Raw genomic sequence first — 16409 nt, forward strand, 5'->3', positions numbered from 1 at the left:
GTACTCAATGAATCCCTTCAGACTATTGCCAAGGTTTTTTTTGAGGCCAACGGGTTTGAAGTTTTGGAAACGAAAGTAGAAAATGGTTATGATGCAAACGAAGAGGTTGAAAAACATTTAGTGGCAGATATTATCATTTTGCAGACTCCTATCAACTGGTTTGGGGCTCCCTGGATTTATAAAAAATATGCCGACGATGTCTTTAACAGTGGCAGAGAAAATTTCAGATTTTTGAACGGAGACGGAAGAACCAGAGCAGATTTAACAAAGCAATATGGAACTGGTGGAAACTTACAGCAGAAGAAATTTATGGTATCTGCTACCTGGAATGCACCAAAGGCAAGTTTTGACGATCCAGCACAGTATCTTTTTGAAGGCAGAAGTACTGCTGACGTATTAATAGCTATTACAGCCAATTACCGATTTTGTGGTGCTGAAGTTGTGCCCGATTATAATTGTTTTGATATATTTAAAGATGGGAACGTAAAAAGTGATCTGGAAAAATATCCGCTTTATCTTAAAACCGCCTTTAATCTTTAGTAACATATAAATGTTACAAGAAACTGCCTGTAAAATGGCTTTGATTATATTTTATATGATTGGTCTATTACTTTAACAAAATCGTAGCACATCCAATACATCATTAAAACTTCAGTATTTACTGGGGTTTTATTTTTTTTAAAGGCGTATCCTTAAAATGTATCGTATCTCCCTTGTTTTGTATAACTGGCAAATTAACCCATCTCCTAATTTTGTTTTATAATTTAAATATGTGAAATTATGAAACAAACAATTGTAGTAATTGGGGCAACAGGCTCACAAGGTAAGGGTGTGGTAAATACACTTGTAGAGGAAGGATCTTTCAATGTAAGAGCAACAACCCGTAATCCTGAAAAATATTCAGGCAAGGCACATGAAACAGTTTTTGCAGATTTGGACGATTTACAGTCATTAAAAGTTGCCTTTAAGAATGCCTATGGTGTATTTGTGGTTACCGACTATTGGGCAGGTGCAGACGAAATTACCCAAGGAAAAAATGCCGTGGAAGCAGCTAAGGAAGCAGGGGTGCAGCATTTTGTCTGGTCAACACTTCCTGATGTAGGAGTAATCAGTAACGGTGAATTTGAGGTTCCACATTTCTCAAATAAATCAAAGGTAGATGATGTGGTGAAAAATGCAGGGTTCAAATACACTACATTTGTTGAAGCTCCATTCTATTTTCAAAACCTTATAGGTCCGCTTGCACCGCAGAAAAAAGAAGACGGCACAACTGGTTGGATGCTGTCACTTGACCCTACAAAAGAAGTAATCCATTGGTCAGATATCAACGATATGGGAAAAGTTGTGGCTGGTGCATTTTTGCAGCCTGAAAAAGCTGGCAATGGCAATTACCTTGCGCTTGCAACGGAACTGTACAGCTTTAACAATATTCTCGAAGCCTATAAAAGACAAGGTAAGGAATACACCTATACAGTAATCCCTGGTGAAGTATTTGCAACTGTATCTAACAGAACAAAGGAATTGAAAGAACTGTTCGGATATTGGGAAAAATACACCTACATGGGACCTGATTCAGCGTCAAGGATTGACTTGGCAAAAGAAATTGCTACCGGTGAATATGTAAGATTTGACGAATGGTTAAATCAAAATAAATAGAATTCGCGGGCGAAAAGTAAAATAAGCTTATAGCGTGGAATGTCATCGAAGTTGTGCACGCTCTGCGGAATGTGCTTTCCGTGTGGAAATTTATTAAAGAATAACATTAAAGAATAATAGGAGAAAAATTCAATGGAKATTAGTCAGGCTAAAACGCGAGTGCTTGTTCTAGGCTCCAGTGGGCAAGTAGGTAAGAAACTGCTCTCTCACTTAGAAGGGAGCTCAAACCTTAACGTCAGGACGACTTCCCGCAGATTGGAAGAGGTTCAACGTAGGCGTGCAGAGGGGCAAGATATCGTTCACCTTGATCTGGACGATCCTCGAACTTTCGGCGCTGCGCTGGCTGGTGTAGATCGAATATTTCTTCTGACCGGATACACAGTTGCCATGCTTACACAGAGCAAGACACTGTTGGATGCAGCACGGAAAGCCGGCGTTGAGTATATAGTGCATCTGGGTGTGTTTGGAGAATGGGATTGCACGAGCCCAGCCTTCGCCTGGCATCAACTGGTTGAGGCTTATATCAAAGCTAGCGGAATGGCCTGGACATTCCTGCATCCAAATACGTTTATGGAAAACATACTCACCCTATACCTAAAGGGTGATACCCTCACCACTTATTGGAACGAGCACCGGATGGGTTGGGTGGCCGCAGCGGATGTTGCTCTAGTTGCGGCTACCGCGCTTCGGGAGGGGCCGGCCAGGCACGCTGGGAAAGACTATTGGTTAAGTAGCGATGTTGCCACAGGCGCTGAGCTCTCCATACTTCTAAGCGACATCCTGGATAAAGAAATTACTCCCAACCACCTTGGCCCTGCGGAATTTCAGGCTGTTTTCACGTCGGCAAGTATCCCGGTAGAGACCTGGTATGCGGATGGCGGCGTCGAGGTCATGCGTCAGGTGGTGGATGGGCGGATGGGCTATATCGGAAGCGTTCGAAATGATGTTCCGCATGTAACCGGACAGCAAGCCATGACCCTTAAGCAATGGATTCTGAAGCATCGGCAGGAGCTGATTTCGGGTATTGGGCAGTAGCTGTCTGATTACGGCACATCATTGGCCTAAGACAGCGCGTTATAGATTTTAGCCTTAAGGTCGCCTGTACCGCTACCTCGCAGAAGGGTTGGCAAGAGCAGGTTCGAATTGGATGCGTTGATCGACCCTCTGACTGGGGCAGGACTTAATTGATCATAGCCGAAGGATGACGGTGGCTTGGACGAAATGAAAGGACGTGAGTAACTGCTTGTCTTCCGGTTACACCTGCCAGAGATATTCGTCATTTAAACTATAAAGAAATATAAACTGACTCAGTTGATTAGACAACAAAATTCTTGCTGTCAATCAGCTTGACCCTGATTAACTTAAAGCGCTTGGAGCCATTATTAAACTTAAGGGGTGGGCCATTAAATACCCGGACAGACAATGGTTTTCGATAAAAATCCATTGTCTGTTTAATAAGTAGGTATCTGATATTAGACCAATTAATATCCCTTTCAGATAAAGAATCATTGGAAAAAGGGAATCTTAAATTTATCATTGAAAAATAATTGTAAATTTCAGTAGATTAAACATGAAACATTTTAAGACTATAACCGAGATGTATAAAACAAACGGATTTCCTCCACCGGAAAATCCATTGCTTGGTGTTCTAACATTTGAAGACATAAAAGGCTGCAATTTTGTTTATTCGGAATTCACACTGGGTTTTTATAAGATTGCTTTAAAAAAGATGAAATCTGGCACGCTTATGTACGGAAAGACCAAGTATGATAGCGATACCGGTTCTATGTTTTTTATGAAACCCGATCAGATCATACAGATGAATGACATTGAATTAGAAGATAACGGATTCATCATCTTTATAGATGAAGATTATTTGATCAATCATCCACTTCATGCAACAATTAAAAAATACGGCTACTTCGATTACGAGGCTAATGAGGCACTACATCTATCCCCTAAAGAAGAAGAAACCATTTGGAATCTCTTTAATAAAATACGTGAGGAATATTATAACAACCAGGATAATCTCAGTAGAGAGATAATGATTGGCTATATTGAGTCCATTCTGAAATATTCGTCAAGATTTTATAATCGGCAGTTCTTGAACCGGACTATTCTGTCTGGCACAATAATTTCTAAGTTTACAGAAATCCTAAATGCATATTTTGAGAGCGGAAACCTTCAAAAGCATGGATTGCCAACGGTAAAATATATGGCATCTCAGTTATCATTGTCGGCAGGATATCTTAGCGATCTATTGAAACAGGAAACCGGCAGGACTGCCATAGACCACATTCATTTAGCACTAATCATCGAGGCAAAAAACATATTGATGAGTACGGACAACACTGTAGCAGAAACTGCATTTCAACTTGGTTTTGAAAATCCCCCTTATTTTTCACGCTTATTTAAAAAAGCTGTTGGGATTACCCCTACTGAATATAGAAATCAGTTCTTGAATTAGTCAAATATTAATACATTTAGTTACTGATTTTTTCTAAAAATCTTGGTAGAGATTCTTTTAGAGGTTTGGAAAACTGGAATCAGCATAATAAAATTGACGATAGCCTTGGCCAAATCCTACTAAATGATTATATTTGTATCACACAAAAAGTTCTTTAAAACACATCAAAACAGGTCAAATAAAATGGTGCCCCATTCAGGACCCCAATTTTAAAACCCTTTGAAATAACGCCATTTAACCGGATTTTATCGATATAAAGTTACGCGAAATAAAAATATTGACAATCAGCGTTTTATTTGTCTTTCTCAAAACTATGGGTCCTTATATATTTTAGGGATACTAAAAGGCATAATTATTGAACCCACTTCATTACACACAAATAAACACATATGAAAAAAATAATTTTAATCTGCCTGGCGGTAATAGCTTTAGGCTGCAAGAGTATGTCATATCAAGAATCCTCAATTAAGATCGGCATGTCAGAAAATGAATTCAAACAAGCTAACCGCTCTGCGGAATTGATGTCACTCGATAATAATGGCACAAATATTTATCGTATTATCTCCAGAGGAGTAATTATCGCCAATGCTGAACCTTATTTATTCTTTTATTTCCACGACGGTAAGCTGACGCGTTTTGTGAAATCAGATCGTATAGACGACTATAAGTTTATTTGGTAAAGCAGAATATAAGCAAGGCGCAGTTGGAGTATCATCACAGCCAACCTAGGTTGGCTGCTATTCCTCTCTTTTAACGTTTTTAACAAGAAAGTAAACAGACATTACAAAAGTCAATATATATACAATAGCTAATGCTGGTTTTTCAAATTTCAAATTTTCAAAATCAAACTGTTTAAAAATAGTCCATCCTAAAATAATTGCTATAATTAGGAATAAGAATGATTGCCCTTTTTTAATGCTCATAAGTTTTAATGTCTAATTATTGTGTCTATTATTGCCCCAATCATTATTGCCGTCAATGCAAAAGTGATCATACCTAAAATGTAAGCAAAAAATGCTTTCACATAATTAATGGCTTTTCCTTTTTCATAAAATTGTCCAATTGCCCAAGTAGTATAAACAAACCCAACAATACCTGCAGTTTGCATTAGGTTAAAATGTGTTAAACCTTGAATAATTATGAAAACTGAATAAATCAACATTCCCATTCCAATCACAAAACACAGAAGGATTAAAATTTCAAAAATGTTTAATTTATATTTTCTGAAAAATAGCTTTGTCCATAATGCAATAAAAATACCCATGATTATATTCGCATAACCATAATGTCCCTGTATCCATTTAAAAATTGCACTCGTTGTAGATTTATGATCGTCTAAATAATTTACATAACCATCTTCAATATGGAAAAAGTTGCTAAATGTTGAATAAATAAGAGATGTAACAATAATGAAAATTATTGGCTTAACAAGTCGACTTCTGTTATCTGAAAGATAGTTTCTTACGTTCTGTCCTGGATTTGCTATAAGTTCTTTTATAGTGTATAGGATCCCACGTTCAAAATGCAAAACATGTTCAATTTCATGAATAATGTAGTGTCCATCAATTCTTTTAAGCTGACTAGGTTGTCCGCAGTTTGGACAGTATTTTGAAGTTAATTCGAGGTTGCAGGTTTTACAATTTGTCATTTGTTTTGTATGTCTGTATTTTGGCCGTTAGTGTGGTTTCATACCATTTTGGGATAGCTCTCTCTTAGCTATGCGAAAAATGTTTCTTGTAAAAATCCGCACAAAAAAAATCTCAAAAACTACACTTTAGTGTAGATTTGCTAATAAGCCCTAGTAGCTAATGAAAAGCAACATTAATTCAAGCCTGCTTACCAAGAATAAGGTTGAAAGAATATCAGATTACGACCATCTTCAACAGCAACATTATTTGGAAGTCGTAAAGTCTTTTGCAAGGTTAACATATGAGAGTATATATGTTATTGATTATGAAAAGATGGCGTTTGAATACGTTTCAGAAAACCCATTGTTTTTATGCGGGTATTCTTCTGAGGAAGTGTTGGAGATGGGTTATGATTTCTATTTTAAAAATGTTCCTGAAAGAGATTTGGAACTGCTAAACCTCATTAATGATGCAGGATTTGATTTCTATAAAAAACTGCCTGGTCACGCGAAAAAATCATATAGCATAACTTACGATTTCCATTTAGTTAATAAGGATGGTAAGCATATTCTCATCAATCATAAGCTTACCCCGTTGTTTTTGACAAGCGATGATCAGTTATGGAAAGCAATGTGCATCGTTTCTATTTCACATCATAAAAATGCAGGCAATGTTTGTATTCATAAACAAGGCACAGATGAAACCTGGGAATTAAATATAGAAAATAATGTTTGGCGTAAATCAGAGAAACCTAAACTCACAAAAAGGGAGATCGAGATATTGCGTTTGCATGCGCAAGGATTAACAATTAATCAAATTGCAGAAAAAATATTTGTTTCTGCTGACACAGTGAAGTATTATAGGAGACGGATTTTTGAGCGTTTAGGTGTGAGTAATATTGTTGAAGCCCTTTCTTACACTGTTAACAACAAGATTATTTAGCTTGTATAGGCTATAGATCTCATCTCTGTTTACTAGTTTTGCAGCCAAAATGAACAAACGGTGCGGAATGCCCTGAATGCCTTAAACAATTACAACAAACATAAATGGAAAAGAACGATTTTGTATCCATCTGGTTGGAAGAAAGCGGCAACCCTGCTATAGAAGAATTAACGCAGCTGAATCTGGACATTGCCAATAAAACAGCAAAAAAATTAGCAGATAAAGGCCTTTCGGCAAATGACCTTGCTGTCTCTCTTGACATCAATCCGGACGAAATCCAAAGGTGGCTGATGGGCAGGCATTCTTTCAGTATAAAAATAATAAAGGAAATCTCTGGTACACCTTTGTGAACTAAAACTAATTCCATTTAATATTAATAAGTTTGAGAATGAAGATGTTTATTGAAACCGAGCGACTTTATTTTAGAGAATTATTAGAAACTGATGTCGAAGGCATCTTTAGTTTAGATTCTGATCCCGAAGTGCATCAGCACCTCGGAAAAAATCCAATTAAAAATATTCAACAGGCTAAAGATGTTATAAAATTCATTAGACAAYAATATGTTGACAACGGAGTGGGACGGCTAGCAATAATTGAAAAAGAATCGAGTGATTTTGTAGGTTGGGGCGGATTTAAATTAATCACTGATTTAACCAATGGCCATAAAGACTATCATGATCTAGGCTATAGATTTCTAAAGAAGCATTGGGGAAAAGGTTATGCGACTGAATCTTCAAAAGCAGCAGTAGAATATGGTTTTAACGAACTTAAACTTCCTTCAATTTATGCTATAGCTGATATAGATAATTTGCAATCCCAAAGAGTTCTAAAAAAATGCGGCTTTATAGAAAAAGAGATATTTAATTATGACCTTGTCCCCCATTACTGGTATGAACATCACAAATTGACTATGGAGCTGTTTTAAATTATGCGTATTCAATTATACGATATCATGACGAGCCTCCGGCCCTATGTCAAAGTGATATGTACTATGGATTGTGATGAAGGCACAGATATAAGTCATATACGAGTATTACCTGATACTTGTGTTGAGTTATTTGTGAATTACACCAGCACGCCAGTGGCAATCATTGGCGATGAACTGCACAAGCGTAGTATCGTTAGCTTTCGTATGAGCCGGCCCATGGATGTCCAGATGCGCAAAGGGGCAGGTTGCCTTGCTGTTTGTTTCCATCCTGGCATGGCATATAAGTTCTTTCAGATACCCATTCATACATTAGCCGACACTACAGCTGCCTTATCCGATATATGGAATAATCTGGCGGAAGAAATAGAAGATAATCTAGCCTGTGCCTGTAACAATGAAACACGTGTAGGCATACTGCAAAACTATTTGCTGCAACAATTAACCACAGCTAAAAACGATTTGCAGGTAGCCTATTGCCTGCAGCAGGCGCAATTTTCCGGTGGCTTGTTGTCTGTAAGTAAGCTTGCAAACGACGCTGGTGTCAGTCAGCGCCATCTTTCACGAAAATTTCTGCAATGTATTGGCCTATCACCCAAAGAATATTTGCGTGTGTACCGGTTCATACAATCACTTCACTATATAAAAAAATACCCAGCCCTCTCACTTACGGAAATTGCTTATAAAAGCGGTTACTATGACCAGGCTCATTTTAATCGTGATTATAAAACATATACTGGATATGCTCCTGGTAAATTCACTCATGCGCAACATATTATTCATTGATGTCCGTTTTGTACAATTTGAGTTAATTTAATCTTTGCAGTTTTGCAATACAAAAACATTAGCGATATGAGAAAATTAATATTAGGATTAGCAATAACACTGGATGGATATATTGAAGGACCTAACGGTGAATATGATTGGTGCTTTACGGACCAGGACTATGGCTTAAACGAATTCTTTGACCGCATAGATGCCATTTTTATTGGCCGTAAAAGTTACGAGATAGCGCAACAGTATGCCGATAGCAATAACGGAGAAATAGTTCCCGGAATGCCTGCAATGAAAGAATATGTATTTTCTAAAACATTGAAAACAGTAAAAGAAGGTGCCATACTTATATCTGACAATAGCATTACTGAAGCGCGAAGGATAAAAGAAGAACCAGGTAAAGATATATGGTTATATGGTGGTGCTGAACTTACCGATGCCCTGATGAAAGAAGGCCTTGTCGATGAATTATGGTTGTCAGTACATCCTATACTGCTTGGTGATGGTAAAACCCTGTTCCACAAAAAGGATAACCGAACCAAACTCACTCTTCTAAAAAGCAAGACTTATGAAAGTGGTTTGGTATCGCTCAATTACCGTATCAACAACGATCAATGGCCTCCGATGTGACGCCTGTAATCCAAAATGCAATTGCTTGTCTAAATGAGTTTTCATGAGCTTCATTATCAGAAGCCCAGGCGATAATTCCATCAGGGCGTATCAACACAACACTTAGGCCGAATTGTTCTTTCACTTGTCCAGATATAAAGTTGATTTGATTGCCATATTCAGTTGCCAAAGTTTTTATTAAAACATTCTTGTCAAAATCAAGAAGTGTCCAATGGCCATCCCGCATAAGCTCACCAATCGTAGTACCATCTTCGAACTCAAAGTTGGGAACGCTGTGCCCTACCAGCGGGTGGATTCCTCCTAAATGGTAATGTATGTTGATACCCCATACCCTTCCTGCAAAATAGGTGGCGCCCTCACGCGTGTTGATCAAATCGCGAAAAATTGCATTCAGCGCGCGAGCATGCGGGTCTGGTTTCATAATTGCAACCTGTGCGCGTGACCAATCCAAAACTTGTGCGCCAATTGGATGCCGTTCGGTATAATAAGTGTCTAGCAAACCATCTGTGGCTTTATCATTGATGGTTGCTGCAAGCTTCCAACCCAGGTTCATGGCATCGCCTAGCCCAAGGTTAAGCCCTTGTCCCCCTAACGGCGAATGGATGTGTGCAGCATCGCCAGCTAAAAGCACCCGCCTGTTGCGGTAGGTTGTGGTCTGCCGCGCCCGATCGGTCCAGGTGGTGGCAATATGGAGGGTGCTGATCGTTACATCGGTATTCGACACACGGCGCAACACTTCTTGAATATGTTCGAGCGTGATTGGATTTCCCGAGTGATGAAATGCTCCACCATCAAAATCCTGTATTAGTACATAGCCAGGCTGAGATTGCATATACATGCCTCTTGCAGTCACATTTCGGCCAGGGCTGAGCTTTTCCGGGTTAGCTATATCCGCTTTTACAGAATAACCGGTGAATTCCGGTTCTGTGCCTGCAAATTCAAAACCAGCAATCTTCCGGACAACGCTTCGACTCCCATCACAACCTACCAGCCATTTAGCTTTAAAAGATTGATCACCAGACTGAACCGCTACCTCATCCGCAGTTTGATTAAAGTCAGTAATGGCATGCCCGCGCCTGATTTGTACATTTAAAGATTCTGCACGGCGGGTTAAAACTGTTTCAATCTCCTGCATCTCAGAAATTAAATTAGTCTGGGTAGAGCAAGGTAAACGATACGCCCATTGTGAAGTGTCAACATTGACGGCAAGAAATGGAATACCAGCAAAGTGTCCTCCCTGCCTTTGTGCCCCTTCCTTTGCATTTTGATGTGGATTTTTAAGCTGTTTATGCAGCTCTAGCTCTTCAAGTAAACCACGGCGGTAAAGCGCTTCAATAGTAGGTGCTGAGAGTCCTCGTATCCCGAAAGGAAGTTGTTTCAATGGAGACTGCGGATTCTCCGCCTTTTCCAGTATCAGGACTGAACATTTGGCAAGTGCTAGTTCACAGGCAAGGAACAGACCTACAGGTCCTGCACCCGAAATGATGACATCGTAAATGGATTTATTTTGTGTTTTCATATGATTTATTTAAACACAAAATTCTGGAATGTTCCTGCGTTAGGCTTGTACAAACGCGACAAAATCACTGCCGACAGTCTGTTTTCCTTTCTTTGCCTTTCGTGCAAATACCCCTGGTGTAGTGCCACTGTAGCGCTTAAATTCCTTGCTAAGATGCGCTTGATCCGCGTAGCCGAGTTCCTGGGCCAAGCTGGCAAGGTTGGATTCCGGGTAATGCCATAACCGGTTTCGTACCTCCTCAAAACGCATCAGGCCAGACACGTCTTTAACTGTATGGCCAGAAGATTGCTTAAATCTCCTTTCCAATGTACGAACCGTTGCATGAGCCGCCGCCGCTACCTCGCTTACCAAAATAGCACCCTTTGCCTCTCTCATAGCAACTCCCGCTTTGAATAAGGTATTGTCGGGGCCAATCTGAGAGCGTTCATTTAAGAAATACTGTTTTACATGGGCTATCGCATCATCTATCCTATTGGCATGAATCAATTTATTCAAAGTCAACTGAAGCCGGGCTATCGGATGTTCAAATATGCGCAGCCCATCTTTACCGGATGGCAATCCAAGCAAATCGAAAACAGTCCATGGAAAGCACCTGATACCAATGATTTCCAAGCGGTTTTGTGTATTAAAAAGAACAGGTTGATTTAGCAGTCCCATCATAAACGGTGAGGGCAATGGCTGTAAACCATCATTATAAGAAATGCTATAAAGGTTTCCAAAATAAAAAATAATTTCAGCGTAGCCATCAGGCACTACCTCGAAACTCGATTCCAGTTCTCCAGATTCTTTTCTGTTGTACCAAAAGCACTTTATGATATCTTGTAGCTCTTCAGGAGGTTCAAATTCTTGATGGTGCATGGCAAGTAGTTGTTTTATTGCTGATCTGGATGATGAAGATGGATGTCCTGTTGAGGAAATGGTATTGCGATGCCATTGGCTTTAAAAGCTGCAACGATAGCTATAATCAGATCGCTCCTTGTAGCAGACGTATCTCCAATATGTTTTGTCCAGAAATATATCCGCAGATCGATTGAACTATTGCTGAACTGCTCGAATTGTACAACAGGACCCGGATTCTTGCTGATCCGCTGATCATTGTTTAAAATCTCCGTCAGTAACTGCCTGCACTTCTCCAGATCAGCATCGTAGGCAATGCCGATCAGGATCGATATGCGTTTACGGTTTCCGCCGAGCGACCAATTGATCAGATGAGCATTAAGCAAATCGCCATTGGGCATAACTACATCGGCGCCATCCCAGGTAGAAATTACACTGCTCCTGAACCCAATAGATTTCATTTTACCACCCTGGCCGTCAACATCAACAATATCTCCAACATTAACGGGCTTTTCAAATGCAATAATGAGTCCACTTACCAGGTTGTTAACTAAAGTTTGCAGACCAAAACCTATACCCACACCTAAAGCACCCAAAACGATGGTTATCCTATCAACAGGAATCCCTGCTGCTGCTACAGCCAAAAATAACCCGATGCACAGGATCGAAATACGCACCAGTAGCAACCAGCTCCCTATCCCCTGTCTCTCATTCTTATTTTCCTTATTATCTGGAAGATGTCCATCAGATGCAAAAAAAGAAACGATCTTGGACACAATAACTGCAATCGACATAATTGCAATAAATAATACCAGATTATTGATGCTGAAGGTATAATCACCAAGAGTGCGCTCCTGGGTAAAAAAGTTTTGAAAAGGCTTAAGTAGGTAATCAAATGCCGGGAAATTACGGCCAAGTAATATCGCCCAACCTACAGCCAGTAGTATATAGAATAACAAAGGAGCCCTTTTGCCTACCCTTTCAAAGTTGAGGTAAAAAAGCTTTTTATCCTGTCCTGAATATACATTAAATGCAAGAAAGAGCCCTTCATTAATAAGCCGCACTGTCCAAAGAAAAAGAATGGCAATAACCACGTTTAAAAATCCGCCAATGAACAGTGTTTTTGCCAAATTATACCTTCCAAACAAATTTGCCAGCGTGGATATTAGTTCAAGTAAGGCCATAAAAGCGATAGACCATACAATCCATTTCTCTCTAAGCTCTTCGCGATGCCCTTTTAATATTGTAATCAGGCCAACTATTACCCCAAGTATAGAAGTAATAAGCATACCCCATCGCTCTATTCTGGAGGCCTGTAGTATCAAATTACCCAAAGCAGCAATCAGAAAAACTACAACCATAATCAACCACACACGCATCCAGTATTTGCTTATATATTTTCTAAAAATAATGCTCAGACAAATGCAGGATATTGACCAAAAAATAACGTTTAAAATAAAAGGAGGCGATACAAAAAAGAACTGAAATAAACTTATAATAATTAACATAGCAGAGAGCAATGGATACCTGAGTACCAATTGGCCATCAAAATCAGTTTTTAGCAGATTATTTTCTAAATAAATATTTTTAAGTGAGCGCAGATAAATAAAAGAAGTAGCAATAAGTAAAACAAGCAATATTAATTTACCTGTATTGTTCCCCGCATAAAATGTAAGGGTCAATAATCCTTTTGTTTTTGAAAAATAAAGTATTTCTTCAAATGGCCGGTAATTACCAGGTGACTTCCAGAGGTTTCCAAACTCCCTGCATTTACTTTATTTAGCAGTTGCGATAATATCTTTGAGGTAGCAGTTAGATTTCGGAATGTTTGTGATGATCCTCTGTCAGTAAAAATACCATCACCAGCCACAGCAAAATCTTCTTCGATCTTTTTAAGCTCGTTTTTTGTATCCGTCGTGTCTAATTTGCCATTTACATAGATCTTTGCTTTTTGCATGGTCCGTTGTATCTCGTCAAACGTTTTGATTTGAGCAATCGTTGCTTTATCGGCATCAAACTCATCAGCACTTTTTTTCGAAGAACGTTTTGCAAAAGCCTGCATTTTAGCTACAAAATCTAATTTTGAGCTGTCCTTTACAAGGGATTTATTAATTGAATCTTTCTTTTGAGCACGTAAGGCAATGCAGCTAAATAAGCAGATACAAACCAGTAGAAAGCAGCTTAGTTTTTTAGGGAGCATCATCTGACTAAGGATTAATGTTCAATATTACGCAAAAAACCATAATTATCCTCCCTTGGAACTTTAGATGGCCTTTAAGATCCCTTTAACCCATATTCTTGCCAGCTCTTTTGATCCTTCGGCATTTGGATGCAAATAGAACGTGCCCTTTTTTCCTTGTTCAGGTTTAAACAAAGTAGTATGATTCTTTTTGAAAAAATCAAAGCCAGATTTATCACCTGCAAATATCCGTTTAGGAGCTAATTTGGTATACCTTTTAACCAGGTTATCAATTTTTGGGAAGTAACTTTCTAATCTGTTTAAACCTTCTTCTAAATAAGCTGCATTGTTTTGAGTATTAGCGCTATACCAAAGTGGATACTGAAGTACAAATTTTGCCTTTGGAAACTGATTTAATAAAATATCAATCACTTTGGAAATATTTTGATCGTATTGCTCAGCAGAGATAGGCGATCCGTTGGGCCCGAATATTGCGCTATCGTTAGTTCCCAACATAATAGAAAACAAAAGCGTGGCCGAGGTATCCTTGTTTAAAGCGTTTGCGGCTTCGATAACCTTCGGGAAGTCAGTATTAGTGGCCGGCAAAAAATCAAGGCTGGTATGTCCGCTATAGCCCATGTTTGCAATATTAACAGAGCTAAAGCGTCCTTTTGAAGTTAGGATTTGCTGAACTATAAGAGGCGTTGCCTCTAAGGATGGCTGTTTTAGTGCACCTCCCTCCGTTATACTGTCTCCTATAAAAACAATATTCAGTTTTACTCTTTTTCCAGAGGAAAAGGAAGTTAGCAATAATACGGAAACCAGCATCAACAATCTTGGTATCAGCTTAGCCACAGGGAAACTCTTCATGATTCTTTTTTTTCATGAAGATAAACAATTGATCCAGTTTACAAACCCTAATCAGTTAAAGCAAATCAACATGCTCTTCCTCGATCAGTTTTCCAATTTCATTTACGTACGACTGATCTATCCATCCCTTTGTTTCCCAGGTAATACCCAGTTCATGGACTACAGCATGTAGAATAGCAAATTTATTTGAACCTTTAAAAACTTTATAGATGCCATCCTCTTGTGGATAGACTGTAAGCTTAACTCCATGGAGTTCGATGGCAAAGGGATCCGTGTAAACTAATTTCATTCTTATTATTTAATATCAAAGCAACAGCAATAGATCAAAATTGTTTGATGTTAACTTCTATCACTGTTTCAGCATTTTTGAGTAACGTCCTGCAATCTTCACTAAGATGCTGCAGGTGTAATTTCTTTCCTGCCAGTTTATAACGTTCAGTTAATTTATTTAGTGCTTCTATACCACTCATGTCCGCTACTCTACTTTCGTTAAAATCTATGATAACTTCCTGAGGGTCTCCGGTCACGTCAAATTTCTCATTAAAAGCGGCTACAGATCCGAAAAATAAGGGGCCAAATATTTCGTAATGTTTAACCCCAAGTTCATCTATATATTTTTTTGCACGGATTCGTTTTGCGCTTTCCCATGCAAATACCAAGGCTGAAATGATAACACCTATAAGTACTGCAAGTGCCAGATTATGAAGCCAAATGGTAATTCCGGCCACAAGAATTCCTATAAAGATATCCTGCCTGGGCATTTTGTTAATGATGCGGAAACTAACCCATTCAAATGTACCTATGGCAACCATAATCATTACCCCTGTTAATGCAGCCATTGGAACGCGGTCAATAATAGGTGCACCGAAAAGTATAATAATAAGTATGGTTAATGAAGCAATTATTCCAGATAATCTTGCTCTGGCACCAGCCGATAAATTAACCAGTGTTTGAGCAATCATTGGGCACCCCCCCATTCCAAAGAAAAAGCCATTAGCAATATTTGCAGTCCCTTGCGCAATACATTCTCTATTACCGTTGCCTTTTGTGGTGGTAATCTCATCAACCAAATTGAGGGTCAATAATCCTTCTGTTAAACCAACGCCTGCCATAATTAAGGCATATGGAAAAATAACCTGTAAAGTCTTAAACTCAAAGGGTATAGCAGGTATGTGAAATGGAGGGAACCCACCACTAACAGAAGCAATATCTCTTACCATTTTTGTGTCAATATTGAATCCAAGGACCAGTAAAAAAACTACTATTATAGCTATTAGAGATGGAGGGACAGCTTTAGTTATTTTTGGCAAAAGCACCACTATTGCTATGGTAAGCAGTACTAAACCACCCATAATAAATAATGGAGTACCACTGAGCCAGGCCGATTCTCCATTCACAACAGTTTTAAATTGTTGCAATTGCGCCATAAAAATGATAACCGCCAAGCCATTCACAAAACCATACATTACCGGTTGAGGCACCAGGCTAATAAATTTTCCCAGTTTAAACAGGCCAACCCCTATCTGGATAATGCCAGCCAATGCAATGGCAGCAAAAACATATTCAATTCCATTTGACTTCATTAAAGCAATAAGAACAATTGCGGTAGCGCCTGCACCACCCGAAATAAGACCCGGCCTGCCACCTAAAATTGAGGTAATCAGTCCCATAATAAAGGCGGCATATAAGCCTGATAAGGGAGGGAATCCGGCAAGGATAGCAAATGATAAAGATTCGGGCATCATTGTCATGGCAACCGTTAGGCCTGCCAGGATTTCATTTTTATAATTGACCTTTTGCGAAAAGTCAAAAAAGCGATTACGAGAAAACATATGTAAAGTTGATGCTTCGAAAGTATGAACCAAAAGTAGAAAAAATACTTGATCTCTGCGTTATTAAGATGTATGTGTATGATTTTAATCAAATGATTAAAATGTTTGATTAAATAAAATAATTACGCTTATATTTGTAGTACTTAAGGT

19 protein-coding genes are annotated in these 16409 nt (G+C 38.8%); 10 read left to right on the forward strand and 9 right to left on the reverse strand.

Features of this window, described 5'->3' with window-relative positions; all coding sequences use genetic code 11:
* From AC1DDX_RS16965 to AC1DDX_RS16985, 5 genes are all read left to right on the forward strand, one after another.
* Positions 1-540, forward strand: a 540-nt coding sequence (locus AC1DDX_RS16965) for an NAD(P)H-dependent oxidoreductase (protein ID WP_477622309.1), incomplete at its 5' end; no start/stop codon positions are given.
* Between the two features lie 240 nt (positions 541-780).
* Complete coding sequence (locus AC1DDX_RS16970) at positions 781-1656, forward strand: NmrA/HSCARG family protein (protein WP_337716240.1); 876 nt, start codon at positions 781-783, stop codon at positions 1654-1656.
* A gap of 132 nt (positions 1657-1788) precedes the next feature.
* Positions 1789-2691, forward strand: a complete 903-nt coding sequence (locus tag AC1DDX_RS16975; RefSeq protein ID WP_477622310.1) for an NmrA family NAD(P)-binding protein — start codon at positions 1789-1791, stop codon at positions 2689-2691.
* A gap of 535 nt (positions 2692-3226) precedes the next feature.
* Entirely contained in the window at positions 3227-4123 is an 897-nt protein-coding gene (locus tag AC1DDX_RS16980; protein ID WP_337716236.1) for a helix-turn-helix domain-containing protein, read from the forward strand.
* 389 nt (positions 4124-4512) lie between these two features.
* Entirely contained in the window at positions 4513-4803 is a 291-nt protein-coding gene (locus AC1DDX_RS16985; RefSeq protein ID WP_216854484.1) for a hypothetical protein, read from the forward strand.
* 57 nt (positions 4804-4860) lie between these two features.
* On the opposite strand, the gene AC1DDX_RS16990 is transcribed toward AC1DDX_RS16985, so the two are convergent.
* Positions 4861-5046, reverse strand: a complete 186-nt coding sequence (locus AC1DDX_RS16990) for a hypothetical protein (RefSeq protein WP_337716234.1) — start codon at positions 5044-5046, stop codon at positions 4861-4863.
* Positions 5047-5051: 5 nt separating this feature from the next.
* Positions 5052-5771 carry a DUF3667 domain-containing protein gene (locus AC1DDX_RS16995; protein WP_172662940.1) on the reverse strand — a complete coding sequence of 240 codons (720 nt, stop codon included), beginning with the start codon at positions 5769-5771 and terminating at the stop codon, positions 5052-5054.
* Between the two features lie 160 nt (positions 5772-5931).
* Between AC1DDX_RS16995 and AC1DDX_RS17000 the strand changes: the two genes are divergently transcribed.
* The 5 genes from AC1DDX_RS17000 (at position 5932) to AC1DDX_RS17020 (ending at position 9022) form a co-directional block, all read left to right on the forward strand.
* On the forward strand, positions 5932-6693 hold the full coding sequence (locus tag AC1DDX_RS17000; RefSeq protein ID WP_172662939.1) for a response regulator transcription factor: 762 nt from the start codon (positions 5932-5934) through the stop codon (positions 6691-6693).
* 104 nt (positions 6694-6797) lie between these two features.
* The gene (locus AC1DDX_RS17005; protein ID WP_172662938.1) at positions 6798-7043 is read left to right on the forward strand and encodes a hypothetical protein; all 246 of its coding nucleotides are present in this window, start codon (positions 6798-6800) and stop codon (positions 7041-7043) included.
* Between the two features lie 38 nt (positions 7044-7081).
* Positions 7082-7618: a GNAT family N-acetyltransferase gene (locus AC1DDX_RS17010; RefSeq protein ID WP_477622311.1), complete on the forward strand. Its 537-nt coding sequence runs from the start codon at positions 7082-7084 to the stop codon at positions 7616-7618.
* A 27-nt stretch (positions 7619-7645) separates the two neighbouring features.
* Positions 7646-8404, forward strand: coding sequence for an AraC family transcriptional regulator (locus tag AC1DDX_RS17015; RefSeq protein WP_288879342.1), 759 nt, complete (start codon positions 7646-7648; stop codon positions 8402-8404).
* A gap of 66 nt (positions 8405-8470) precedes the next feature.
* Positions 8471-9022 carry a dihydrofolate reductase family protein gene (locus AC1DDX_RS17020; protein WP_337716230.1) on the forward strand — a complete coding sequence of 184 codons (552 nt, stop codon included), beginning with the start codon at positions 8471-8473 and terminating at the stop codon, positions 9020-9022.
* On the opposite strand, the gene AC1DDX_RS17025 is transcribed toward AC1DDX_RS17020, so the two are convergent.
* The 7 genes from AC1DDX_RS17025 to AC1DDX_RS17055 are packed head-to-tail and all read right to left on the reverse strand — an operon-like array spanning position 8994 to position 16259.
* The gene (locus tag AC1DDX_RS17025) at positions 8994-10541 is read right to left on the reverse strand and encodes an FAD-dependent monooxygenase (RefSeq protein WP_288879341.1); all 1548 of its coding nucleotides are present in this window, start codon (positions 10539-10541) and stop codon (positions 8994-8996) included. The genes AC1DDX_RS17020 and AC1DDX_RS17025 overlap by 29 nt on opposite strands.
* A gap of 39 nt (positions 10542-10580) precedes the next feature.
* Positions 10581-11399 (reverse strand): AraC family transcriptional regulator, encoded by an 819-nt coding sequence (locus AC1DDX_RS17030; RefSeq protein ID WP_288879340.1) that lies wholly within the window; start codon positions 11397-11399, stop codon positions 10581-10583.
* Between the two features lie 14 nt (positions 11400-11413).
* A complete protein-coding gene (locus tag AC1DDX_RS17035) occupies positions 11414-13060 on the reverse strand; it encodes a mechanosensitive ion channel family protein (protein ID WP_477622312.1) in 1647 nt (548 codons plus the stop codon).
* Positions 13057-13581, reverse strand: a complete 525-nt coding sequence (locus AC1DDX_RS17040) for a hypothetical protein (RefSeq protein ID WP_477622313.1) — start codon at positions 13579-13581, stop codon at positions 13057-13059. The genes AC1DDX_RS17035 and AC1DDX_RS17040 overlap by 4 nt, the downstream gene beginning before the upstream one ends.
* A 60-nt stretch (positions 13582-13641) precedes the next feature.
* Positions 13642-14427: a GDSL-type esterase/lipase family protein gene (locus tag AC1DDX_RS17045; protein ID WP_288879338.1), complete on the reverse strand. Its 786-nt coding sequence runs from the start codon at positions 14425-14427 to the stop codon at positions 13642-13644.
* A 55-nt stretch (positions 14428-14482) separates the two neighbouring features.
* A complete protein-coding gene (locus AC1DDX_RS17050; protein ID WP_172662931.1) occupies positions 14483-14716 on the reverse strand; it encodes a hypothetical protein in 234 nt (77 codons plus the stop codon).
* Between the two features lie 34 nt (positions 14717-14750).
* Positions 14751-16259 (reverse strand): SulP family inorganic anion transporter, encoded by a 1509-nt coding sequence (locus AC1DDX_RS17055; RefSeq protein ID WP_288879337.1) that lies wholly within the window; start codon positions 16257-16259, stop codon positions 14751-14753.
* Between the last annotated feature and the right edge of the window lie 150 nt (positions 16260-16409).

The sequence above is a fragment of the Pedobacter sp. 10L46_2 genome (assembly GCF_056395165.1).